25 protein-coding genes are annotated in these 23300 nt (G+C 41.1%); 11 read left to right on the top strand and 14 right to left on the bottom strand.

The features are described 5' to 3' along the window. Positions 1 to 104: 104 nt before the first annotated feature. Positions 105 to 1058, bottom strand: a complete 954-nt coding sequence (locus MIC7126_RS0116640) for a stage II sporulation protein M (RefSeq protein WP_017654296.1) — start codon at positions 1056 to 1058, stop codon at positions 105 to 107. An 80-nt stretch (positions 1059 to 1138) separates the two neighbouring features. Here MIC7126_RS0116640 and MIC7126_RS0116645 point away from each other — a divergent pair, with 80 nt between their 5' ends. Then, on the top strand, positions 1139 to 1993 hold the full coding sequence (locus tag MIC7126_RS0116645) for a DUF7847 domain-containing protein (protein WP_017654297.1): 855 nt from the start codon (positions 1139 to 1141) through the stop codon (positions 1991 to 1993). Positions 1994 to 2013: 20 nt separating this feature from the next. Further along, positions 2014 to 2793: an RDD family protein gene (locus tag MIC7126_RS0116650; RefSeq protein ID WP_017654298.1), complete on the top strand. Its 780-nt coding sequence runs from the start codon at positions 2014 to 2016 to the stop codon at positions 2791 to 2793. Between the two features lie 129 nt (positions 2794 to 2922). Here the strand turns inward: MIC7126_RS0116650 and MIC7126_RS0116655 are convergent, their stop codons facing one another. Then, positions 2923 to 3714, bottom strand: coding sequence for a DUF1868 domain-containing protein (locus MIC7126_RS0116655; RefSeq protein WP_017654299.1), 792 nt, complete (start codon positions 3712 to 3714; stop codon positions 2923 to 2925). A gap of 75 nt (positions 3715 to 3789) precedes the next feature. On the opposite strand from MIC7126_RS0116655, the gene holA reads away from it, so the two are divergent. From holA to MIC7126_RS0116670, 3 genes are all read left to right on the top strand, one after another. Beyond that, positions 3790 to 4779, top strand: coding sequence for a DNA polymerase III subunit delta (gene holA, locus MIC7126_RS0116660; protein WP_017654300.1), 990 nt, complete (start codon positions 3790 to 3792; stop codon positions 4777 to 4779). A gap of 105 nt (positions 4780 to 4884) precedes the next feature. After that, a complete protein-coding gene (locus tag MIC7126_RS0116665; protein WP_017654301.1) occupies positions 4885 to 5361 on the top strand; it encodes a DUF4168 domain-containing protein in 477 nt (158 codons plus the stop codon). Between the two features lie 47 nt (positions 5362 to 5408). Then, entirely contained in the window at positions 5409 to 6119 is a 711-nt protein-coding gene (locus tag MIC7126_RS0116670) for an ABC transporter ATP-binding protein (protein WP_017654302.1), read from the top strand. A 9-nt stretch (positions 6120 to 6128) separates the two neighbouring features. Here MIC7126_RS0116670 and MIC7126_RS0116675 read toward each other — a convergent pair whose 3' ends face one another. Next, on the bottom strand, positions 6129 to 6659 hold the full coding sequence (locus MIC7126_RS0116675) for an orange carotenoid protein N-terminal domain-containing protein (protein ID WP_017654303.1): 531 nt from the start codon (positions 6657 to 6659) through the stop codon (positions 6129 to 6131). A 215-nt stretch (positions 6660 to 6874) separates the two neighbouring features. On the opposite strand from MIC7126_RS0116675, the gene MIC7126_RS0116680 reads away from it, so the two are divergent. Further along, entirely contained in the window at positions 6875 to 7249 is a 375-nt protein-coding gene (locus MIC7126_RS0116680) for a hypothetical protein (RefSeq protein ID WP_017654304.1), read from the top strand. Between the two features lie 100 nt (positions 7250 to 7349). Here MIC7126_RS0116680 and MIC7126_RS0116685 read toward each other — a convergent pair whose 3' ends face one another. Both MIC7126_RS0116685 and queG read right to left on the bottom strand, forming a co-directional pair. Continuing rightward, positions 7350 to 7985: an HAD-IA family hydrolase gene (locus MIC7126_RS0116685; RefSeq protein WP_017654305.1), complete on the bottom strand. Its 636-nt coding sequence runs from the start codon at positions 7983 to 7985 to the stop codon at positions 7350 to 7352. Continuing rightward, on the bottom strand, positions 7960 to 8934 hold the full coding sequence (gene queG / locus MIC7126_RS0116690; RefSeq protein ID WP_026100320.1) for a tRNA epoxyqueuosine(34) reductase QueG: 975 nt from the start codon (positions 8932 to 8934) through the stop codon (positions 7960 to 7962). The genes MIC7126_RS0116685 and queG overlap by 26 nt, the downstream gene beginning before the upstream one ends. A 600-nt stretch (positions 8935 to 9534) precedes the next feature. On the opposite strand from queG, the gene MIC7126_RS0116695 reads away from it, so the two are divergent. Beyond that, positions 9535 to 9975 (top strand): nuclear transport factor 2 family protein, encoded by a 441-nt coding sequence (locus tag MIC7126_RS0116695; protein ID WP_017654307.1) that lies wholly within the window; start codon positions 9535 to 9537, stop codon positions 9973 to 9975. Positions 9976 to 10171: 196 nt separating this feature from the next. Here MIC7126_RS0116695 and MIC7126_RS0116700 read toward each other — a convergent pair whose 3' ends face one another. From MIC7126_RS0116700 to MIC7126_RS0116710, 3 genes are all read right to left on the bottom strand, one after another. Continuing rightward, the gene (locus tag MIC7126_RS0116700; RefSeq protein WP_017654308.1) at positions 10172 to 10624 is read right to left on the bottom strand and encodes an ATP-binding protein; all 453 of its coding nucleotides are present in this window, start codon (positions 10622 to 10624) and stop codon (positions 10172 to 10174) included. A 3-nt stretch (positions 10625 to 10627) separates the two neighbouring features. Continuing rightward, positions 10628 to 12298, bottom strand: a complete 1671-nt coding sequence (locus MIC7126_RS0116705) for a SpoIIE family protein phosphatase (protein ID WP_026100321.1) — start codon at positions 12296 to 12298, stop codon at positions 10628 to 10630. A gap of 169 nt (positions 12299 to 12467) precedes the next feature. Further along, positions 12468 to 13187, bottom strand: coding sequence for a response regulator (locus tag MIC7126_RS0116710; RefSeq protein WP_017654310.1), 720 nt, complete (start codon positions 13185 to 13187; stop codon positions 12468 to 12470). A 959-nt stretch (positions 13188 to 14146) separates the two neighbouring features. On the opposite strand from MIC7126_RS0116710, the gene MIC7126_RS27770 reads away from it, so the two are divergent. Further along, positions 14147 to 14911 (top strand): WecB/TagA/CpsF family glycosyltransferase, encoded by a 765-nt coding sequence (locus MIC7126_RS27770; protein ID WP_017654311.1) that lies wholly within the window; start codon positions 14147 to 14149, stop codon positions 14909 to 14911. A gap of 142 nt (positions 14912 to 15053) precedes the next feature. Here the strand turns inward: MIC7126_RS27770 and MIC7126_RS0116720 are convergent, their stop codons facing one another. Both MIC7126_RS0116720 and MIC7126_RS0116725 read right to left on the bottom strand, forming a co-directional pair. Then, a complete protein-coding gene (locus MIC7126_RS0116720) occupies positions 15054 to 16118 on the bottom strand; it encodes a sensor histidine kinase (RefSeq protein WP_154655998.1) in 1065 nt (354 codons plus the stop codon). A gap of 3 nt (positions 16119 to 16121) precedes the next feature. Next, positions 16122 to 17279 (bottom strand): FIST signal transduction protein, encoded by a 1158-nt coding sequence (locus tag MIC7126_RS0116725; protein ID WP_017654313.1) that lies wholly within the window; start codon positions 17277 to 17279, stop codon positions 16122 to 16124. A gap of 390 nt (positions 17280 to 17669) precedes the next feature. Here MIC7126_RS0116725 and MIC7126_RS0116730 point away from each other — a divergent pair, with 390 nt between their 5' ends. Continuing rightward, entirely contained in the window at positions 17670 to 18356 is a 687-nt protein-coding gene (locus tag MIC7126_RS0116730; protein ID WP_017654314.1) for a hypothetical protein, read from the top strand. Positions 18357 to 18383: 27 nt separating this feature from the next. Here the strand turns inward: MIC7126_RS0116730 and MIC7126_RS0116735 are convergent, their stop codons facing one another. Next, the gene (locus MIC7126_RS0116735; RefSeq protein WP_026100322.1) at positions 18384 to 19022 is read right to left on the bottom strand and encodes a histidine phosphatase family protein; all 639 of its coding nucleotides are present in this window, start codon (positions 19020 to 19022) and stop codon (positions 18384 to 18386) included. A 195-nt stretch (positions 19023 to 19217) separates the two neighbouring features. On the opposite strand from MIC7126_RS0116735, the gene ftsE reads away from it, so the two are divergent. After that, entirely contained in the window at positions 19218 to 19964 is a 747-nt protein-coding gene (ftsE, locus tag MIC7126_RS0116740; RefSeq protein WP_017654316.1) for a cell division ATP-binding protein FtsE, read from the top strand. 305 nt (positions 19965 to 20269) lie between these two features. Here ftsE and MIC7126_RS0116745 read toward each other — a convergent pair whose 3' ends face one another. Together MIC7126_RS0116745 and MIC7126_RS0116750 are read right to left on the bottom strand one after the other, a co-directional pair. After that, positions 20270 to 21037 (bottom strand): hypothetical protein, encoded by a 768-nt coding sequence (locus tag MIC7126_RS0116745; RefSeq protein WP_026100323.1) that lies wholly within the window; start codon positions 21035 to 21037, stop codon positions 20270 to 20272. Between the two features lie 143 nt (positions 21038 to 21180). Further along, positions 21181 to 21768 (bottom strand): hypothetical protein, encoded by a 588-nt coding sequence (locus MIC7126_RS0116750; protein ID WP_017654318.1) that lies wholly within the window; start codon positions 21766 to 21768, stop codon positions 21181 to 21183. Between the two features lie 413 nt (positions 21769 to 22181). On the opposite strand from MIC7126_RS0116750, the gene MIC7126_RS0116755 reads away from it, so the two are divergent. After that, positions 22182 to 23078, top strand: coding sequence for an alpha/beta fold hydrolase (locus MIC7126_RS0116755; RefSeq protein ID WP_017654319.1), 897 nt, complete (start codon positions 22182 to 22184; stop codon positions 23076 to 23078). Here MIC7126_RS0116755 and MIC7126_RS30545 read toward each other — a convergent pair. Next, positions 23061 to 23219, bottom strand: a complete 159-nt coding sequence (locus tag MIC7126_RS30545) for a hypothetical protein (RefSeq protein WP_154655909.1) — start codon at positions 23217 to 23219, stop codon at positions 23061 to 23063. The two genes, MIC7126_RS0116755 and MIC7126_RS30545, sit on opposite strands and share 18 nt — an antisense overlap. Positions 23220 to 23300: the final 81 nt, after the last annotated feature.

Consider the following 23300-nt stretch of genomic DNA (forward strand, 5'->3'; position numbering starts at 1 on the left):
AATTTATTTTTGTCAATAGTAATAAGCAATTTCCAATGATATGAATGGTTGTAGAGACGCGAAATTTCGGGTCTCTACAGGGTTTGAAAACACGCCCTAGTCTCTCAACTCCGCTTCTGACTGCAATACATTACTAAAAGCATAAACAAACCCGTCCCAACTAAATACTTAAAAGGACTTGGCACACTAGGATTAGGAGAGAAAAAGCCTTCAATAATCCCCGCAATCACTAACATCGGCACAATCCCAAATACTAATTGCACTGCTTGAGAACCGTAAAATTTTAAAGCGTCAATACGGCGATATTTACCAGGAAATAAAATAGCTTTTGCTAATAAAAATCCCGCACCACCAGCGAAAAATATAGCGGGTAACTCTATAGAACCATGAGGAAAAACGAAAGCCCAAAAAGGATAAGCCAGATGATTTTGACCTACTAAAGTTCCCACTGCACCAATCAATAAACCATTAAAAATCATTAAATAAGTTGTATATACTCCGGCTGTGATTCCACCAGCTACAGCAGCAAAAGAAACAGAGAGATTATTAATCATAATCCCGCTGGATGCTAGAGGTTCAATGCCAACAATTGACCCCATCCATAATTTGTGCTCATCTCGGACTTTAGTAATCAAATGTTCAGGTACTATCAGTGACATAAAAGTTGGATCTTGCCAAGCGTACCACCAAGCAACCGTCGCTCCCAATAAAAACAAAGCCGTAGCAGCCATAATATAGGCAAATGTTTGCTGCACTACGGCTGGTAATCCCCAACGATAAAATTCCACTAGGGCTAGCCATTCTTGGCGCCGTGAACCTTGGTAAATCTGCGTGTAAGCACGGCTGATCAAGGACTGTAAGCTGTGTATCAAAGTGTTACTCACTTCTTGCGTACGGGCCCGTGCTAAATCAGCAGCTAATGAACGATATAAACTGGCTAATTCCCGAATTTCTGCAGATTTGAGTGATTTTAGCCCTTTTTTTTCTATTTGTTTTAATAGCGCATCTAAGCGCTGCCAATTTTGTTCTCTACGAGCAATCCAACGTTGAATATTCATAACTTTTGGGAATATTAGGTATAAGGTACTTTAAGATAGCTTCAAATTCAACTCCGTACTTTTAAGGAAAGTTTGGCATCATGGCTGGCAATTTTGGTGGTTCCAGTTCGATACAACCGTTGAGTGTGGGAAATGTCGTCAGCGCAGGACTGCGATTGTATCGCTCTCATTTTAAGGATTATTTTTTACTGGCGCTTAAAGCCTGCTTGTGGTTCTTAGTCCCAATTTACGGGTGGGCAAAGTGTTTTGCTCTCATAGCCTTGATTTCTCGCTTGGCTTTTGGTGAATTAGTCAATCAACCGGAAAGTATTTCTTCGGGTGCGCGTTTCGTCAATTCCCGGTTGTGGAAGTTTTTAGGGGCGATGATATTAGTGGGGCTGATTGCTATCGGGGTTTATTTGGCTGTGGTGATTGTGTTTGCTTTGTTCATTGGGATCTTTGTCGGATTCTTTGGTGCTAGATTTCAGCAAACTAGTGTTGCGCTCAATCTTTTAATTGGTTTAATTACTATTATTTTGGGTGTAGTAGCGATTGTGGGGATTATCTGGTTTCTGACTAGGTTTTATTTGGTGGATTTACCTTTGGCGATTGAAGAAAATGTTGATGCGGCTTCTAGTATTAGTCGTAGCTGGGAGTTAACTCAGGGTCATGTCTGGCGGATTTTTTTGATTGGATTTGTAGCTTTTTTAATTACACTTCCGCTGCAAATTGTTCTGCAAATTATGACTACGATTCTTCAATTAGCGCTCGCGCCTTTAATACAAGATGGTTCGCCAATTTTTCAGTTACTTTATTACGTGTTAATTTTGCCAATCAGTTTTAGTGCAACAGTGATTCTTTTACCATTCTGGAAAACCATCCAAGCTGTAATTTACTACGACTTGCGGAGTCGTCGTGAAGGGTTGGGTTTGACGTTACGCAATCATGAAATTTAAATACCAGCGCGGCAATTAATATGCACTTATTTAATAGGGTAAAATTTAGCACTCCAGAAAGTGTGGAATTAGAATTCACTCTCGCTGGAATTGGTAATCGTGCTTGGGCGCTAATTATCGATTATCATATTCTGGCGGCGATGGTGGTGATGTTTTTGATTGTCTGGACTACTGTATCAGTGCAGTTGGGGGATTTATGGGCGAGTATTTTTGGCGCCAAGGTGGGTTTGTGGTTGATGGCGATCGCTTTCTTTATTCTCTTCGGAATTTACACAGGATATTTTGTATTTTTTGAAACTTTGTGGCATGGTCAAACCCCCGGTAAAAGATTCGCTAAGATTCGGGTGGTGCGCGATGATGGTAGACCAGTCGGTTTGCAACAAGCAACCTTGCGGAGTTTACTACGCATTTTCGATGAATTTTTATATATTGGAGCTTTTTTAATTGCTTTGACTCGGTATGAAAAACGCTTGGGTGATTTCGCGGCTGGGACGATTGTCATTCAAGCACAAGCGCCGATTACATCGTCCACTTTGAAAATATCACCACAAGCTAATTCTCTACATCAACAGTTATTAGAAATTTGCGATTTATCATTATTATTACCTGATGATTTTGCCGTAATTCGAGAATATTTACAACGCCGTAGCTTAATGTCGCCTAAAGCCAAAGCTTCCCTATCTCTCAAATTAACTCAGCAATTGCAAGGAATTCTGCATTTAGAAAAAATACCAGATGGTTTTGATTTAGATGTGTTTTTAGAAGCTGTTTATCTGGGTTATCAAGAAAGAGAATTTTAAATCATGAATTCCCAACTTTACTTTGCAGTATAAAATATGTAGACGCGAAGCAGCAAGCCACTGTGCGTCTACATCCCTCAAGCTTCAAACGTCAGACTTCATCGTTCAGACTTCAGACTTCATCATTTTTTAATTGATAACTAAACTCGGCCAGTCTGGTTGACGATAATAATTAGTCATGTCATCAAATTTTCGCAATTCGACACGCTCTATTAAAAATTCTGGTGAATTTAACAACCATTGTTGATTCAATTGAGAGAGAGAATTGCTGAGGTTTGCACGGTCTAAATTTGAGGAAATTTCCCCAAAATAACCTAATGTAATATGAGCGGTGAAGTGATAGTGTTGCTCAATGCCCAAGGCGATTAATTTGGCATTTTGATAAATTGTGCGGCGAAATTGAATAATTTGTTCATAGCAACGTTCATCTTGCGGTACTAGACAAACACCTACGGCTCTGGGCATAACTATTAATCCTAGTACCTGCCAATAAATTGGTGGACTCGGCTTTGTCAAGGATTCTTGATATTGTCGGCATATTTCTGTTAAGCAAGAACGTAACTGGGGTTCAAATTCGGGATTTTTTTCGCAAGCGTCGCGGTAAGCACTGTCCCAAATTAAGTCAGCTAAAGTCAAATGAAAGCTAGCAGGCGGTACGGGTACTATCAAATCATTGTTCGCAGGCAACTGTAACAGTTCTTGTTGATAAACTTGTAGCTTGGCATAGAAAGTAGAATTTTCTAAGGCTTCGGCTGCAGGTGGGGTAATGAGGGTATAACCGGGAAAAGGTGCTGCTTGTCTATACCCCGAACACGGCTGAAATTTTGCAGATTCCTGGATATGCTGAACTTGTGATTTATAAGCTTCTGGTAGAGTCATTCGCGCTACCCGATTTAAATAAGCTTGATAGTTGTCGTCCAATTTCCTTGACCTCGTGCTCTTATTTGATAGATTTTAGGCAAAGTTACCGAGATTTACAAATACGAGGGTTTGTCTATGCCAATTTATGTTTACTGGGGTGAAGATGATTTTGCGTTGGAAAAGGCGGTGGTCAGTTTGCGTTCTCGGGTTCTCGATCCGCAGTGGACAAGTTTTAACTATACGTTGTTTCTCCCGGATCTAGCCGATGGGGTAATTCAGGGATTAAATCAAGCAATGACGCCCAGTTTTGGCGCTGGTGGGCGGTTGGTGTGGCTGATGAATACTGCTGTTTGTCAACATTGTCCAGAAAATGTGTTGAATGAATTAATACGCACCTTACCAGTAATTCCCGATAATTCATTTTTGTTGCTCACCAGTCCCAATAAACCCGATGAACGCTTGAAGTCTACTAAAATTTTGAAACAATTTGCGACTGAGTTTAGAGAATTCCCGCTGATCCCGCCTTGGAAAACGGAACTATTAGTGCAAGCTGTTAATCAAGCTGCTGAAAGTGCAGGATTGAAATTGACACCTAAAATTGCGGAACTTTTAGCAGAATCAGTAGGTAATGATACACGATCGCTTGATAGTGAGATTGAAAAATTGCGTCTGTATGCTGGTGGTAATTATCATCTGTTAGATATAAATACTGTTAGCCAATTAGTTAGAAATACTACTCAAAATAGTTTACAATTAGCAGCAGCAATCAGAACTGGGGATGTGGCTAAAGCTTTAACAACTTTGAATGATTTAATTAATGCTTCTGAGCCGGGTTTGCGAATAGTGGCTACGCTGATTGGTCAGTTTCGCACTTGGTTATGGGTGAAAATTATGATGGAAAGTGGGGAGCGAAATCCCCAAGCGATCGCTAAAGCATCTGAGGTTAACAATCCTAAACGAATTTACTTTCTTCAACAAGAAATCAAGTTCCTTTCTGTGCAACAGCTCATCTCTACTTTACCCATACTATTAGAGTTAGAAGTGAGTCTGAAACAAGGATATTCTGATATATCGACGCTCCAAACTAAGGTTGTAGAACTTTGTCAAGTGTGCCGAGTAACTTGATGTCAAATATAAAAATTTGCTGGATTGATCATCCCTTGGAACTTCTGACTACTAAAATAATTCAAAGTCATCATATACATACCACAGTTCAGTGCTCAACACCATATGCCAACAATATCAAAATTTTTTATCAGACCAAAACTGCAACAAAAGCTTTCCCAATCTTGGCGCTACGGTATCTTTACCACCGTCGGTGTGGTGGCTACGGCTTTAGTCTGGAATACTAAAGTTGTGGCGCAAATTCCCCCCGTGAGTGAGAATGAAGTTAACAGTTATGCTCAAGCTGTGTTAGCGATGGAGCCAGCACGACAAAAAGCTTTTGAAGAAATTAAAAAACTGATTGGTGGGAGAGAAATCCCGAAAATTGTTTGCAGTGAAGCTAATAGCATGAATGGTCTATCATCCCAGGCTAAAGATATCGCTGTCAATTATTGCAATCGCTCTCAGAAAATAGTTGAAGAGAATGGTTTAAGCAGTGACCGTTTTAATAAGATTACTTTAGAAATTCAAAGTAATAATGAATTAAAGCGATTAATTTTTAATAGATTAATCTATCTGCAAAAGGTGGCTGAACCTCGGTAGTTTCAAATGTGCTCCATAGCAGAACTATTTTTAATTAAGAGTTATCAATGAAAATCATTCAGTTAGAAAACATTTTCAAGATTTATGGCAGTGGTGAAACTGAGGTACAGGCGCTGAATGATGTTAACTTGATTGTAGAACAGGGTGAATATTGTTCAATTATGGGGCCTTCTGGTTCTGGGAAATCAACAGCCATGAATATTATTGGTTGTCTAGACCGCCCCACTTCAGGACATTATTATTTAGATAACCTTGATGTTGCCCAGATAGATGACAAATCTTTGGCGCATATTCGCAATAAAAAGCTGGGGTTTGTGTTCCAGCAATTCCATTTATTACCTCAATTAACAGCTTTAGAAAATGTGATGTTGCCGATGGTATATGCTAGCGTCAGTCCCAATGAAAGACGCGATCGCGCTACTGAAGCTTTAATCAGAGTCGGTTTAGAAAAACGCCTCAACAATAAGCCCACACAGCTATCTGGAGGACAACAGCAACGAGTAGCGATCGCACGAGCAATTGTTAACCGTCCTGTTGTTCTCCTCGCTGATGAACCCACCGGCGCCCTCGATTCGCGCACTACCCAAGAAGTTTTAGATATCTTTGGCGAACTCAATCATAGTGGAATTACGGTGGTTATGGTTACTCACGAACCAGAGGTCGCCCGTCAAACCCAGCGTATTGTCTGGTTTCGAGATGGTCAAATTTTACACTCTGATTTGACACCGGACGATTTGACTCAGCTAGCTGTGACCTGATTTTTCTTTTTAGAGACTCGGTGTTTTCCCGGTTTCAGCTTGTGTGGCGATCGGTTGTACTTCTGTGTAACCGAATTCTCCAGCGATCGCCCGCAGCACGGAGATTTGTCCTTCAAAATCGAGTTCTTCGATTTGCTTGATCGCATTATTAATCGCTTTAGTCGCTTTGTAGCTACCTGGTAAATCAACTACAGTATCACCCATTTCCACTGCCCAAGCATACCAAACTAATAATTGATTATTTTCTTTTAATGCTCCATAGGCGCGAGAATATTCTGTATCTCTGCGGTTAACAATATCCCGCATAATATCTAATTGTTCTTCATCTGATAATTGTAAATAATCTCCTAACAAAATTGGCGCTAATTCTGGATCAGCCGCAGTAGGTGCAGCTGGGGTAACTGATTGACCCATTTTTTCATAAACAAAATATAGCCAAGCCAGTTTAGCATCAGTATCTAAAGCATTAAAATCTGCCACTACTTGCTGAGTTTCATCGCTCAAAGATTGAGAAGCTGTTTGTTGATAATTTGCCGTCATAATTTATTTTCCAGATAATTTCACAAACCAAACTAAGGCTTATCAAATTTTCTGAATCAGTTTCTACGTCCCGAAGTAAGAGTTTTATTTGGTAATTTTCTCGGCTTTCTCTACCTTTTAACAGAGGCTGAAACCTTTCTCAAGACAGCCTGAAAATAGCAAATCATTTTGGTAGGATTTGCCCAGCATGAGAAAAATTACTTAAGGTGATAATTATGTCTGAAAAAGTTAAACCAAATCTTGATGAAGCTTCCACCCATGATGCACAATTAGCGGCTGAAAACATCATCAGCGGTGAAGAAAAAGCCCCTAAAGTTGATTTTGAAGCAGATTACGCCGCCGCGCAGCAATTTAGCGTCAGCGAAATTGATCGTACAGGCCAAGGCGCCGCTGCTGCTGAAGCCGCAACCGCACCTAAACATAAACTTTCTCAGCCAAAAGAGGTAGCAACTGTAGCACAACCAACTGGTAATCCTGATGATTATATAGAATTAGCTCAAGAAGTCACCGCTTCCAGGAATGAAGGTGTGGCTATCGTTAACGATGATTTAGTGCAAAAAGCTTTAGAAAAAGGTCAACCAGCTAGCTAATATCAATTTGTATTCTGCAAATAAATGTAGAGACGTTGCAGTGCAACATCTCTACAATTGTTTTAGATAGCGTGTCTTGTACTCGCCCTTAAGCAATCTTTCAACAACTTTTAATCACTGGTAAAAGTTCACTTGGGTGGTTAATTAAAAAATCAGGTTTCTGTTTAGTTAATGCTTCCGCTGAATTAAACCCCCAGGTGACAGCAATAACTTTGATATTAGCTTTTTTTGATGCTTCAATATCTCTAGTTTCATCTCCCACATAAATAACTTCTTGAGGTTTGAATTGTTTTTGCCTCATAACGTTATTAATGATGGTAGTCTTCCCAAAAATTGTTACCCCTGAATATATAAAATCGAATAAATTTTCCAAGTTATTATTTTTAAGGAATGCTGTAACGTTCTCTTGGGAATTGGAAGTAATAATGCCTAGTTTGTAACCTTCATTTTTGAGTTCTATTAAAGCATCTTGAATTCCCGAAATAGGTTTAAATTCGTGGATTTTATCTTTTAATTTAGATTTAACCTTTTTGACAAGAAAAGGAATTCTAAAAACAGAAATACCTGAGTATTTGATAATCTCTCTAGAGGTTAAGTTTCTCAAAAGAGATAGCTCCTCTGGGGTAATTTGGATATAACCAAACTCCACAGCTAACCGATTGGCAATACTTACAAGAGCATCTAATGTATCTGCAATTGTGCCGTCAAAATCAAAAATAATTACTTTCTGGGTCATTATCTTGCTTAGATGCATCGAGATTAGCACGGGCATTTCGTCGTAACATTTCTGGTTTGATTCGCCGCAAGGCTGATGCCGGAAATTGTTGATCCCACTTCTCATCAGAGATTTTCGCCAATTCTATCAGCTTGGGTGCAATATTCCCAGGATAAGGTTGAAATTCTACCACGTCGGTAGGACGAGCAAAACGTTGATTCCAAGGACAAACATCTTGACAAATATCACATCCTGCAACCCACCCTTGCAGATGAGGGGCGATCGCCTCTGGTAATTTTTCTGCCCGGTTCTCAATTGTGTGATAAGCTATACAACGGTTGGCATCGACGACAAATGGCTGGGTAATTGCACCTGTAGGACAAGCTTCTAAACAACGAGTACACGTACCGCAGTGTTCTGTGGAAGGGCGATCGCTTTCTAATTCCAGATTTGTTAATACTTCTCCTAAAAATACCCAAGAACCGTACTCTCTTGTGATTACATTACCATTCTTCGCAATCCAACCGACTCCGGCTCTTTGTGCCCAAACTTTATCCTGAACCGGGCCTGTGTCTGCGTAGTAGCGGGCTGATATCCCTGCATCCAAGGATTGTAACCACGTAGTCAGCGCCTTGAGTTTTTTGTGCATCACTTTATGGTAATCTCTGCCCCAGCCGTAACGGGAAATTTTGCCATATTCTTCACCATTGGGGCGTTGATCTGCTGTGTAGTAATTAAGTGCCACACATATGAGCGATCGCACTTCTGGCATAACTAAGCGAATATTCTGGCGGTGAGGATTAGCCATCCATGCCATGTCAGCATGGTATCCCAAGCCTACCCACGCCTGCAATCTTTCCACCTCTGTAGGCTCTACTCCATCTACCGCTGCAATCCCGACTTTGTGAAATCCTAACTCACTGGCTTTTGTTTTCACCATCCTGCTGTTAGTTACAGCACACTGATTCATCTATTTTGTCTCAGTAATGGATTTAAAATTCTACCTTATATAGTTCATGACTTTGTTGAAGATTTCTGACTTCACCTATATGTAAATTTTATTTGCTTTTTATTAAGAAATCATGCAATATGTAAAGTGTCAGCCAAAATAGTCTTCAACCGTGGCATTAGCATCAAACAAGCCACTGTCTGCCGATATCCTTCCAACCTCAATGTTTGCAAAAAGTAGTTTCTAGGCACATGTCTCGGAACTACTTCTTCTTATATTCATACTCTATCCATTGATAGAAATATAGTTATAGTTATACTAATTTGAACAAAGAATGCGACAAATAGATTGTAGGGGCAAACGGTTGTTTGCCCTCACCCACCATGCATCTGTCGCAAAGATTATTGAAATTGGTATTACATAAATCCACAAATAGATTGTAGGGGCAAACGGTTGTTTGCCCTCACCCACCATGCATCTGTCGCAAAGATTATTGAAATTGGTATTACATAAATCCACGAAATATTTTCGGTAGTTTTAGCAAAATACTTCGGTAGCAGCTTTCTTACAGCCGGCTTTTAGATGGAAATTAATACTCAGTTAGCGCAATGAGGATAACTTATGACAGCTACTGAATTTCCAGCAGTTTCACCCAATGTGATGGATACAGAAAAATCAGCGATAGAGGGAATCACAGAACCTGTGGTGCGGCGTTACTTTGAAACTTTGAATGCACAAAACTTTCTAGAGACGGCTAGCTTGTTTGCAGCAGATGGAGTCATGCATCCACCCCTAGTATCAAGTATAGCTGGGGCAGATGCGATCGCCGCCTATTTACAACAAGAAGCTCAAGACATCAAAGCCTATCCTCATCAAGAAATTTCTGAAACCTTAGAAAATGGACAAATCCAAATTCAAGTTACAGGGAAAGTCCAGATTTCCTGGTGTAGTGTCAATGTTTTCTGGCTATTTATTCTCAATCCACAAAAGCAAATCGTATATGTAAAAATCAAGCTCTTAGCTTCGCCCCAAGAACTACTAGCTTTGAAAACCCAGCTTTGAAAAATAGTCTCTTTGATTGAGTTGATAAATAACAGACTGGAAACGCCATGTATCCAGTCTTTTTTATGAGAACTTTAATAAGGCTGAAGTATTAAGTCTGAAGTCTGAAACCAATAAACTTATATATTAAGCCTTTCATAGATTTGTAATGGTCGCTTTATTTATGCCGTAGCGTACTAGTTATGTTTGGCTGACCTCAGCTGGAATTTTGAATTTTGAATTTTGCATTGTTTAGCTCTGGTAGAGTTGCTTCTAACTTCAAACAATTAGCACCATCAACTTGTAATTGATATTCCACCTTATCCATTAAACGAGTCATAATCAACCAACCATAACCACCTTCCTGTTTTTCTAAAGGATTTGGCGCTAAATAGGTGGACATATCAAAACCTGCGCCATAATCCCAAATTTCTAGAGATAATTCCCGGTCTTTGAGTTCCAAGCGCAACAAAACTGGTAAATTTGGCTGCTCCCTGTGAGCATGACGTACCACATTAGAGTAAGCTTCAACTAAAGCCAAACGTAAACGACTCGACTGTCGTGACCAATCAACTGATTCTCCCAGTTGGACTTTTAAACATCCCAACAACCAATTTTCGACAATATTTAAAAAATTCAAATCGCTTGGGACATGAATCTCACTTTTCATAACTTACAAAACCTCCAGTGAGAGTATAGTTTGGTCATCTTCTTGCACATGGTTGTCTGCTTGAATGCGAGCTAGTAAATGGTTAAGGGATAATGGTTTTGGTTCCTGCTGTAAAAGTTGCCAAAGACCATCTTGATTGAGCATAGAACGGCTAACTGGTTGGAGATGATGATCGGTTTTTTCTGAGGATATCAAATTATTTGATACCATTGCCTCCGTAATTCCATCACTAGCTAACAACAGGGTGTTTCCCGGCGCGAGAACTAATTGACCAGACTTAGCCTGCCAATTGAGCAAAATTCCTAAAGGCACCCCCCTAATCTTGAGATAATTGGGTTGTCCATCCTTGATATCCTGGTTTGACCACAAAAGAGGATAGATATGCCCGGCGTTGGCGTAGACAAGTTCTTTGGTGCTAGGAGTGTAACGAGCTAAAACGAGGGTAATAAAACAATTGTTACCAATCAAGTCATCACACAGAGCACTGTTGAGATTTTGCATCACCACATTTGGCGGGGCTGGTGTTTCTTGGGATAATTCCCGGCGCAAAACTGAAATAGCGCTAGCCATAAATAAAGCTGCGGGGACACCTTTACCGGAAACATCGCCCACTGCTAACCACAAATCACCTTTGGGATGGACAAAGACTTCAAAAAAATCTCCTCCCACTTCCCGTGCGGGGTAGCAAGAAGCCTGTACTTTAGCACCCTTGATTTCTGGTAAACTTTGGCGTAGCAAGTTGTTTTGAATTTGGCGCGCCACTTCCAATTCAGAGCGGATTTGCTGTTGTTTTTCTTGCAAGCTCTGATAAAGTTTTGCTTGGGAGAGAGCTAAAGCTGCTTGCTCACTGACCTCGGTAATCAATTGGATGTCTTCATTTTGCCAAGGGTCATCACTTTCCATTTGGTAGAGGGCTAGCACAGCCAGCAGGTGATGCTGATAGGATAGTGGTACTACCAGTTGACAAGTCTTACCCCCATCTGTATTTTGAGTGAGTTGATAACGACGGGTTTCTAGAACTTTGTCAATTAAAGGACTGGGGTCAAAATCGCAACTGGAAGCATGAGATTGAGGAGCTTGGTAAAAAAACTCATTTGGGGTTAACCTATCGCCCGATACCGGTCTTAACCAGCAGCAAGTAGCTTCAAATGTCTGCCCGATGGTCGCGACAATCTTTTCTAGCATACTGTCGTAGTCTAAAGACTCCCGAATTGCTGTCGTCACTGCATTAAACAAAGACTCCCGACGCAAAGCCCGACGCAATTCCTGGGTACGCTTTTTCACTAAACGATATGTATCAGTGGCTTGCTCGACTAATGTCTTGAGCCGTTCTGGATTCCAAGGTTTGGTGATGTATTTAAAAACTTGACCAGAATTAATAGCATCCACCAAGTCTTCGACATCAGTAAAACCAGTCAACAAAATCCGAATTGTGTCGGGAAAGCGCTCTACTGTACGACTAAGAAACTCCGTACCGTTCATTTCTGGCATTCTTTGGTCAGAAATAATCACGGCCATTTCACCTTCTTTTTCTAAGATTTCTAAAGCACCACGGGCATGGCTAGCTTGGTATACTTGAAAATCTCTTCTGAAAGTGCGGTAGAGTAAATCTAAGTTGTCTGGCTCATCGTCTACCACCATGAGCTTAAGTTTTTCTCCCTCAATCTCGGTCATATTTGACTTAAATTTTTACATAATTAAATAGCTGGCGAGACAGAATTATCTTGATCTCACCAAACAATCAACCAACAATTAAACATTCAATTTGTGAGGAAATTCACCAACTTTTAGTTGTCAATTTTCCCAATTTTCTTCTAGAGTGACTACAACTCTAAAATTAACTTTATCCTACTAACCCAGAGCGTAAAGCGCGAACTGCTGCTTGGGTACGGTCGTCAGCACATAGCTTATTCAATATATTGCGGACGTGAGTTTTGACAGTGCCCACGGTGATGTAAAGTCTTTCGGCAATTAATGCATTGCTACAACCTTCGACAATCAACTGTAACACTTCTAATTCTCTATCCGTCAGGGTGTAAGGATCTATAATATCTTGAGTTTCTTCCCCATCCGGGTTTTGTGCAGAATTTTTTGTGCTTGATAATACCGTATCTTGTTTAGGCGGATTTTGTTGTGCTTGTTGTAAGACAATCCGAGCGATCGCCGGATCAATCCAAGCGTTGCCATTATAAGTGACGCGAACTGCTTCCAGCAAATTATCAAACTTGATATCCTTCATACAGTAGGAATCGGCACCAGCAGCAAAAGCTGCTAACACTGCTTCTTTGTTATCTCGGAGAGTTAAAATTAGCACCCTTGTTGCCAACTCCTCACCATTAGCAGTAGCTTTCAACTCCCGTGTCAGTTCAATACCATCCTTATCTGGTAAACCGATATCCACGATCGCAATATCAGGCTGTAGCGTTTTTAACATTTTTAGGCCTTCCGCAGCATTCGCAGCTTCTCCCACAATCTCAATTTCTTCTCGCTGCAGCAGTGCTGTCCGAATACCCACACGGGTAAGATCATGATCTTCAATCAGAGCAATCCGAATTTTACTCATAGTCAAATTCCGCCCGTTACACTACCTTAACTGTAAAATTGAGTTTACTCAAAAGTCTGAGAATAAACTCCGAAAAAAATGCCCGGCCCTATCGGTCATATTTTGGCTTTGCAACTATGCTGTTGGTGTCAAGACCCCAGGGAAATTGGCAAAGGCTGGACATTTTCACCAAGAAAACGTCCTTAAAAGATACAATTTCCACAGATAATTACAAACATCTAGAACTGCTCAGTGAACCAAGTTAGCATTTAGAAATGCTGCTAGTGCCAAAGGCGTTCACTCCCACTACAAGCATGACACTCCCATCTTGACGGTGTGACTGCGCTCATCGTTGACATTCTCTCCACACCAAGTGCTGGAGTGCATGGGTCTATTAAGATACTGTTTTTGGCTTCCTCTTTTTGCAACTTGACTTACAAGGAGGAATTTTTTCTTGGGCAAATTGTCGATAACTCACGTTAACAGACAACAAATTATATCAAATTGTCAAAATCTCAACTACCCCAAAGATATACCATCTCTGCCTCCGTTCTTTGCTGATTAGCTCTAGATCCGCTCTTGTTGAGTAGAAGACAGTGATTTGTGTCGGTTGCAAAAATAGCTATCTATTTAGAGATGATTTATCAAGTAAAGCTTAAATGGTAGTAGTGTTAGTGGTGAGAGTACGGCACTATGAGCAAGCGGTGCCCTGCGGCAATTTATACTGTTGCTCATACTCAAATCCTGACACTGCCGTAACACACCCTACTGAACTGAATATTTACTATCTTGATGGCAAACAGTAATTGATAGAGAGTTTTTATTTATTTGGTGAAAACATGGGAGTTACTAAGAATACCTTGTTTTTAGTTCACAAGTAAACAATTTGTTTTTGTTAGCAATGAGGACAGACACTGGACGAGAATTTTTGATAAACTAATGGCCAAGAAAATATGGTGTGAGGCTAATCAAGGTAGGCTATGTCTAAATTGCCTAAACCGCTTTCAGTGTTGGGAATGCCAGTTCATGTGATGAACAACTATCCAGGCTGGTTACTAGAACGCCTAGAACAAGGTAGAGGAACTCATGTAGTCACGCTCAATGCAGAAATGACTATCCAAGCAGAGCGGAATGGTTCTTTAGCTCAAATTATACAAAATGCAGAGTTAGTGATTCCAGACGGCGCCGGCGTAGTTCTGTATTTGCAGTGGCTATTATGGCAAAAAGTGCAACGTTGTCCCGGAATTGAACTAGCAGAAACATTGTTGCAAGAAATTACTAAGCAACACAAAGGCGCAAAGGTATTTTTTTACGGAGGCGCCCCAGGTGTAGCTGCAAAAGCCGGAGATTTTTGTCAGCAGCAAATTTCCGGTTTAAATATAGTCGGTACTTACTCTGGTTTTCATTCTGTTGAAGAAGAACAACAATTGCGAGAAACTCTCACCCAATTACAGCCACAATTGATTTTTGTGGGTTTGGGAGTGCCACGTCAAGAGTTATGGATTGCTCAAAACCGTCAATTGTGCCCTCAAGCAATTTGGATTGGTGTTGGCGGTAGTTTTGATATTTGGTCAGGAACGAAAAATCGCGCTCCCGCTTGGTTAGGAAAGAACAATTTAGAATGGTTGTATCGACTTTATAAAGAACCTTGGCGTTGGCGACGGATGTTGGCTTTACCAGAGTTTGTGATCAAAGCTTTTGTTTATCACTTTGCTGACAAAAGTACGGCAATTAGTGAGGTTTGATCGAGGGTTTAGAGACTAAGCTGTAGCGCATCAAAATTATACACCTGTTTAGGCTCACAAAAGTCCAGAGTTGGCATCCTTCACTTTCGACTCTGGACTCTTGACAAACCGCATAAGTCATACCAATTACCAATCCTGAAACTTACTGGTGGACGGGAATAGATACGACAAATTCTGTTCCTGCTCCTGGTGTAGAAAAAACTTCTAATTTGCCGCGATGTTTTTCGGTGATGATTTGATAGCTGATAGCCATACCCATACCTGTGCCCTTACCGACGGGTTTTGTGGTAAAAAAGGGATTGAAAATTTGTGTTTGAATTGATGGGGAAATACCAGTACCATTGTCAGCGATCGCAATTTTTGCCCAATGAGAATCAACAACGGTGGTACTGATTTTGATGCAACCGGGAGCAGTCTGAATTTCTTGATAGCTTTTTGACAAGTTTACTTCTTCAATGGCTTCGATCGCATTGGCTAAAATGTTCATGAAGACTTGGTTGATCTGTCCGGCGTAGCACTCTACAAGTAACAAATCACCATAATCTCTGATCACCTCAATCTCTGGGCTTTTTTCTGTAGCTTTGAGGCGGTGCTGCAAAATCATTAAAGTATTATCAATCCCTTCGTGCAAATCCACTGCTTTAAGTTCGCTCTCATCTAAGCGAGAGAAGTTCCGCAGCGACAACACAATATCCCGGATGCGCTCTGTGCCAATACTCATTGATTTTAAAACCTTAATCGCATCTTTTTCTAGAAACTCTAGATCGATGGCTTGGCGTTCGGCTTGAATTTCCGCCGGTGGATTGGGGAAATAATGATGATAAAGCTGAATCAGTCGCAATAAGTCATGAGTGTATTCTGTGATGTGTCTAAGATTGCCATAGATAAAGCCCACAGGGTTGTTGATTTCATGAGCAATTCCCGCTACCATTTGACCCAAGGCAGACATCTTTTCATTTTGAATCATCTGCCCTTGCACCATATGCAACCTATGGAGCGTATTTTCTAACTCGCGGCTTCTTTGCTCTAATTCTTGGCGAGATTCTTGTAACTCACAAATCACTTTCTTCAGCAAATATTCCTTAGAAGCAATGTGAGTTTCTAACAAGCGACGTTCAGCTTCCGAGCGCTCTAGCTTCTTGTTCAAGACGCGGTTCTCCTTTTCCAGAGATTTTGGCTGGATAGGGTCATCTTGGTTATCGTACACCACTCACTTTGTCCCCAATAGCAGTGTGATAAAAGTTTTGTTATGAAATTGTGTTTCTCCTCCCCTGACTAAAGAAGCTATTTCACCATAAGAATAAAACCCAGCCGCAACTAATCCTTGGGGTAAGAGATTTTTCACCAGTTGATATTCGTCTTTCGCCTGAGTTCCCAAAATTCGCCGCCGACAAGCACAAGAAATCAGTAGTGCGGCTGTTGGTTCTGTTCCAGGATATTCAGCTAAAGCATTCTTTAATGATGTTTCACAAGCTGATAAGATACTTTCATTAGTTGTATCTGTAATTTGCACTACTGCTTGTTCGGTCACATCTGAGAAAAATCTCACGCTCCCAGTTTCTACATCGTAACCGTTGGGTGCTCGCATATAAAACCGATTTTCATCATCAAAAACTGCCAAAGCGTGAATAGCAAAATTAGAAATAAACTGGTCTACACCGAGATAGTGTTGATAATAATCTAAGGTGCGTTGTCCATCAATTTCATAAACAATGTTGCGGTCTACTTTAGTGACGCGGCTGTTTTGGCTGATAGGATGCCAACCATTGGCGACTCCATGAGAAAATAGCAAGTTACCAGAGAACAACAATACGGGAATCGCATCACTGAGCACTTCATTCTGAAAAAATTGATAGGTTTTTTCAAAGATATAATCATCTGCAGTCATCCCGCCAATGATGGGGAAATTATCTCCTAAACTCTGTTTTAATCCTTCTAAAATTAAGACTGCATTGCTGGTGAGACTTTCGGGAAAAGTGATACATAATTGCGGTGGGGATGTGCTTTTAGCTTTGGCTTCAGCGACTGCTTGTTGGGCTGCAAACACTGGATCTTTTGATGCATCTCGCCCGACCCCAGCGTGAATTTCTACCTCATCACTAGCAAATAACATTAATATCAAAGAATCTTGTTGAAACTCCAGCACTGTAGAAATTTCCCCGTTAGTCGTGCCACCAATTAACTCAACTCCAGGATATAAATCCTGAATATGTTGTAAAATTAATGCGTGGTCAAAATCTGTAGCCGCAAACAGAATTCCCGCTTGCGGTGTTGCGCCTGCAAGTCGAGAGCTACATTGTTGTAAAACTTCAGCGATCGCATCTTCAGAATCAGGATCGTTACTATGACCAACAACCACTTGCAACATAACAAATTATTTGTAAATTTTTATAATGGGACGCCAGTTTAAATCAGGTCGCTGTATTCTGCGACTTAGACTTAGATTGCCCAATTAATGACGTTAAATCTCAACATTTAACTATCAATTAGCAAAAAATCTCCAAACTTACTGGATGATGAGTTAAAAACTATCTAAATTACAGTTGGCTGGGTAATGACCGTCATTCATCCTGTGTTATTTGTCTTGACAAAAGACAGGCGACAGATGCTTAAATGATAGTCTTGAGCCCAAGATTATAGAACTTAGACGCATATCAATCGTCGGATTTATCGAAATGCGATCGCTATTAACTTGGCAATGCACATTGTGGTTGATTGAATGCACCCAAATCATAAATAACAAACAAAGGTGAAACTTATGGCAATGGTTCTAGACAAAGTAGTTCCATTCGGACGCTCAATGGATGAATATATTAAAATGTTTAGTCTAACTGATGCAGACTTAAATCAAAATATAATTGGTATTGGCGATGGCCCCGCCAGTTTTAACGCCCAAATGACACGCCAAGGTAAAAATGTAGTTTCCCTAGACCCACTGTATCAATTTAATGCTGATGAAATTCTGCAAAGATTTAACGCCGTAGTAGATGATATTATCAATCAAGTCAAAGCTTCCCCTGGAGATTGGGACTGGAGCTATCATCAATCTCCAGAAAACTTGCGGCGTAATCGAGTGCAAGTGATCACAGAATTTTTATCTGATTATGAAACTGGCAAACAAAACAACCGTTACATAATTGGAGAACTACCGCGTTTAGCATTCGCAAATCAAGAATTTGATTTAGCCTTATGTTCACATTTTTTATTTTTATATTCTGACCATCTCGACTATAATTTTCATCTAGCATCAGTAGGCGAAATGCTACGCATTGCGAAAGAAGTGAGAATTTTTCCCCTCCTCACCTTAATGTTGCAACCTTCTCCCTATCTAGAAGGAATTATTCAGCATTACACCTCCCAAGGTTATGAGGTAGAGATTAAGAAAGTTGGGTACTCACTACAGCGGGGAGGGAATCAGATGATGAGGATAGGGAAGAGGGGGTAGGGAAGAGGGGTTAGCGGTAGGAATTACTTAAGTACCTAGTAAATTACGCAACCGTGCATCTAAATGAGTGCGGTCTGCTAGGGCTTGCAACAGGGGCCCGTGGGAGGTAAATTGTACAATACTGACTGAGCCAACGGGACATCCTAAACGATAGCGGAAACGCCCCACATCAATTCCTAACAAGCTACACAACATAATTCTGATGGTTGCTTTGTGAGCAACAACTAAGATATTGCCATCATCATATGAGTGTTTGATTTCTTCAATTACTTGCATAGCACGAGAAGCGATGGTGACGGCCATTTCTCCGCCAGTGGGTGCATACCAAGCAGGGTCGGCTGACCACGCAATATAATCATCATGATATTCTCGACTGATTTTATCTGGGGTTTGTCCTTCCCACTGCCCGTAGTTAATTTCTTTTAAACCATCTCGCAATTGAGGTTGCATTGAGAGCGCCACACATAAAGGTTTTGCTGTCGCTACAGTTCGCTGCATTGGACTACAAAAAATGGCTTTCCAAGCGGTGGAACTATACGCGGATGCAAAAGCCTCGGCCATCTCCTCGCCTTCTGCAGTCAGCGCTGAATCTATCGAACCACAATAAGCATTCTTCAAGCTGCATTCTGTTTGTCCGTGACGAAGGAAATACAAAGTTAAACTCAAAATGTTTTCTCCTTGTTCGTTATTGGTTGAGGACTAGGGCGTGTAATTGTTGGGTTTCACTTCTTGGAAGCTAACTGATTAACTATGCAATCTCCAGCAGATAAAAAAAATTAAAAATTTGGCATTTGAGATTTCTGGGTTCTACTTGGGAATCCTTATTTTTAGGTGAATTTTCCAGATTAAACTTTTAGAGGAATGTCAGTATTCACAAATTCAGCAACGACTAAGAAATTTGTTCATCCAGACAACGGTGAAACTCAGCAACACAGTAGCCCGACTTCTATTGTTTTGCAATTACGCTCTGTAACCAAAACCTATGATAACGGCTATCAAGCACTGCTAGATGTGAATATCGAGGTGAAACAGCAAGAATTTTTATTTATTACAGGACCGAGTGGTTCTGGTAAATCAACGCTCTTGAAACTGCTATATGGTGGCGAGTTAGCGACACAGGGACAAGTGATTGTTAATGATTGCGATTTGGCTAATTTGCGGGGCGATCGCTTATCATTATTCCGGCGGCGAATTGGTATTGTGTTTCAAGATTACAAACTCATCCCACAACGGACAGTAGCAGAAAATGTCACTTTTGTGTTGCAAGCCCAAGGTTATACCCGCAAAGAAATCTACCGTCGCTTAGAACCAACCTTGAAACTTGTGGGTTTGCTGTCCAAAGCTGATCATTTTCCAGATCAACTGTCTGGGGGAGAGCAACAGAGAGTTAGTATTGCGAGAGCAATAGTGGGGACACCACCATTAATTTTGGCTGATGAACCCACAGGAAATCTCGACCCGGATAATTCTTGGCAAGTGATGCAGATTTTGCAAAAATTAAATTCTTTTGGGGCTACTGTAATTGTCACTACTCATGACGAACAACTAGTGAGACGGTGCAATCACTCAGTGATACAAGTGCGTGATGGTAAGCTGTATAGAAAATAAGCTATGAGGAGCGGGCTACGGGATTTTTGAATGCTCAAAATTATTTCCCCTAGCCCCTAACCCCATTGGTGTCAACTTCAGCCACAGATGGCTGATTGCAGGGCTTACCTACCCGCCTGAGAATGAATTCCCTCTCTTATAGCTGAAGTCTACTGAAGTAGACTAGGAATTTGTGAGAATTTTGAGTCATCTTGAGATGACTTAAGCTATGAGACTCAGAATTCATTCTGAGGCGGGACAAGGGTTTCACGTTAAGTTGACACGTATGATCTAACCCCTCTTCCCTGTTCTCTAACCCCTGTTCCCTAACCCCTAACCCTGATCTTTTGTGATAACCGAGGAAAAAGAAGAGGAACAGCATTGCTGGATGGTAGAGTTTGTAGGCGCTCCAAGACTTGTAAACTCTCAAAAGCTGCTTCTCTAATTGTGTTCTCTTGCTCTTGGGAAAGTAGGAGTGTTAAGCACTCGCTCACGTCTTGCTGTACAGAAACGTCTACTCGCTGACGAGTGATTAATCTAGTGAGTTGTTGGACAGCAATTAAACGCTTTAAGGGATCTGATTGAGTTAAATTGTTGAGTAACCGGTCTAACTGATTGTCCTCTCGGCTGGCGTGAAGATTGAATATTTGCCAAACCAACAAAATTAAAGTTAATAGTGTTCCTAAACCTTGAGCGATCGCACCAGCTGCAATCCAAGGACTACTGGAATCCACCCAAATAGCAGATGCTGTATAAGTACTAAGGGTAGCAATACCACCGCTACCAACAGCTAAGACTAACCGACTGTGAGGGCTGTTTAAAAATTTGCGAACTTCTGACCAGCGTATGCGCCAGTCCCACTGTTGCATTGAGTAAACTAGTAGCATGACTCCTACGCCGACGCTGAGAGCTAGCAGCAGTTTCCAATTCCACAGCAGCATGGCTACGATGATAGTCAGGAACCACAGAATATTTCCTGACCCAGAAAAACTTGGGAAATTTCGTTGCTTTAGGCTTCCTGTCTTGAACGCTGGGAGCGACCAGTTGGGAAGCTGGTTAATCAATTGCTGCCACGCAGACGAAGCCTGTGCCACAGTATTTATCCACTAAACTACACAATTGCTTTCATAGTATATAAGTCTTATCAGGTACTAGGACAAGTTGTATACTACCAGTTCCTAAAGCTGACATCGACAATTAATAATACTCTATAAAGATACCGGGACTGTAGGGGTGATTAAAAGCAAAAGCGGAAGTTATCAAGGATAAATTGACCATCGAAAGCACAGAAGGTAACAGAATGGATGCCGTTTGCTGCTATTGATAATAAAGTGTTTGGGGGCATCGTCGAGTCAGAATTAGCTAGGTTAGCTGTTGGTAATACCGTTTGCGTGATCAGTTGGCGATCGCTATCATAAGCAGACATGACTAATCGCTGTGAACTGGTGACAAATACACCAACCCAATTGGTAGGTTGTAAGAAGGTGGCTTCTAAAAATCCGCCTCTGGGTGATCCCATCAATACAGTTACCCCTGAATGGGTGGGAAAAGCTGGATTCGATGGTTGGATTGCTAAACAATTGTTAAAAATGACACCCCAATTTTCATATTGGTGCTCCACAACTTCAAAACATTTTAAATCTTCTAAGTTTAAAGAGATACAACTAGGTACGCTATCTGTAGCCACCTCGTCGGTTGCTTCTTCTAATTGACTTTGCCAATCTGCAGCTACCACTTGGTCAGGAATATTAAAGTTGTCAAGCGCAAATTTAGTGTCTCTCAACTTTGGTGGTTTGTGCGATTGAAGAATAGCCTGTTTTGCCATAACACCCCTCTTTACTGTTGCTGAGATAAATTAAGATAAGTAAATGTTTTTAACGGCTGTTTTTCATAGGTATTTTGACTACCTTGGACGTCAAATATATCCGTGTGTTTTCTGATAGACTATCATAAAAAACTTACACGCGAACTTAATCTCAGTAATACCCGCTACCTCAATAAACCCTTGTGACAAAGCAGATACAAGCAAAATTACACAGGAATACGGAAAAAATAATTACTAAATCTTCACACGCAATCCAGTAATTTCACATCTACTTAATCTGGCGCTGGCGAATGGAAACTCAGCCCTTTTCACCATGCTTTTGGAAGTTGTTCATAGCTGCTCAAAAAGTCTAATTTGGAGTGGTGCTACTCTTATCCATACCTAGCAAATACTCAGCTAAATAAGAAATATTTATGTTTCAGCCAATAGGATTTGAGCAACGGTTTGTCAATACCTCTCTAGGTAGAACAGTTTACTATACTGCGGCTGATTCACCTTGGCAGGATGATTTAACCACAAAAAGCGATCGCGAAACGTTGGTATTTTTGCACGGCTTTGGTGGTGGGTCTTCTGCGTATGAGTGGTCGAAAGTTTATCCGGCTTTTGCGGCTGAATATCGCATCATTGCACCGGACTTGATCGGTTGGGGTAGGTCTGAACACCCAGCCCGCAATTATCAAATTGATGATTATTTAACTACGATTCGGGAGTTTCTAGAACAGACAACCACAGCACCCGTCAAAGTGATTGCGTCGTCACTAACTGCAGCATTCACAATTCGATTAGCGATCGCCCATCCTGATTTATTCCAATCTCTAATTCTCACCACACCTGCAGGACTTTCCGACTTTGGTCAAGATTACTCCCGCAGCTTTTTTGCTCAGATAGTCAGCGTTCCCATCGTTGACCGCTTGTTGTACAGTTCGGGAATCGCTACTGGTGGCGGGATTCGCAGTTTTTTAGAACAACGCCAATTTGCTAAACCTAGTCGAGTTTACCAAGAAATTGTCGATGCTTATTTAGAATCCGCACAGCAACCTAACGCTGAATATGCAGCCCTATCTTTTGTCCGGGGTGACTTGTGCTTTGATTTATCGCTGTATATTCAACAATTGACCACTCCCACCGCGATTATCTGGGGACGAAAATCAGAATTTACTGGCCCAGATGTAGGGCGCCGTCTCGCACAGATGAACCCGCAAGCAATTCGATTTTTTCAAGTGTTAGAAGATGTGGGGTTAACACCACAATTGGAACTACCAGCGGTGACGATTGGGTTAATTCGGCGATATTTACCTTTGTTGGAGTGAGTTGGTGGGTGTGGGGAGTGTGGGGAGGTGGGGTGATGGGGTGATGGGGTGGTGGGGTGACTTGTACTGAGCGGAGCTGAAGTATGGGGAGGGCGATCGCTTTGGAATCAGCCCTTCAATAGAGATAAGCGATCGCCACAAACATCCTTGGGCTAGAGGTAATTAACCAAGTGTCTTTCTAGGATCAAATAGCGCTGCTGGGAAGTAAAAAACTCCATCACG

The organism is Fortiea contorta PCC 7126, assembly GCF_000332295.1.
Classification (GTDB): Bacteria; Cyanobacteriota; Cyanobacteriia; order Cyanobacteriales; family Nostocaceae; genus Fortiea; species Fortiea contorta.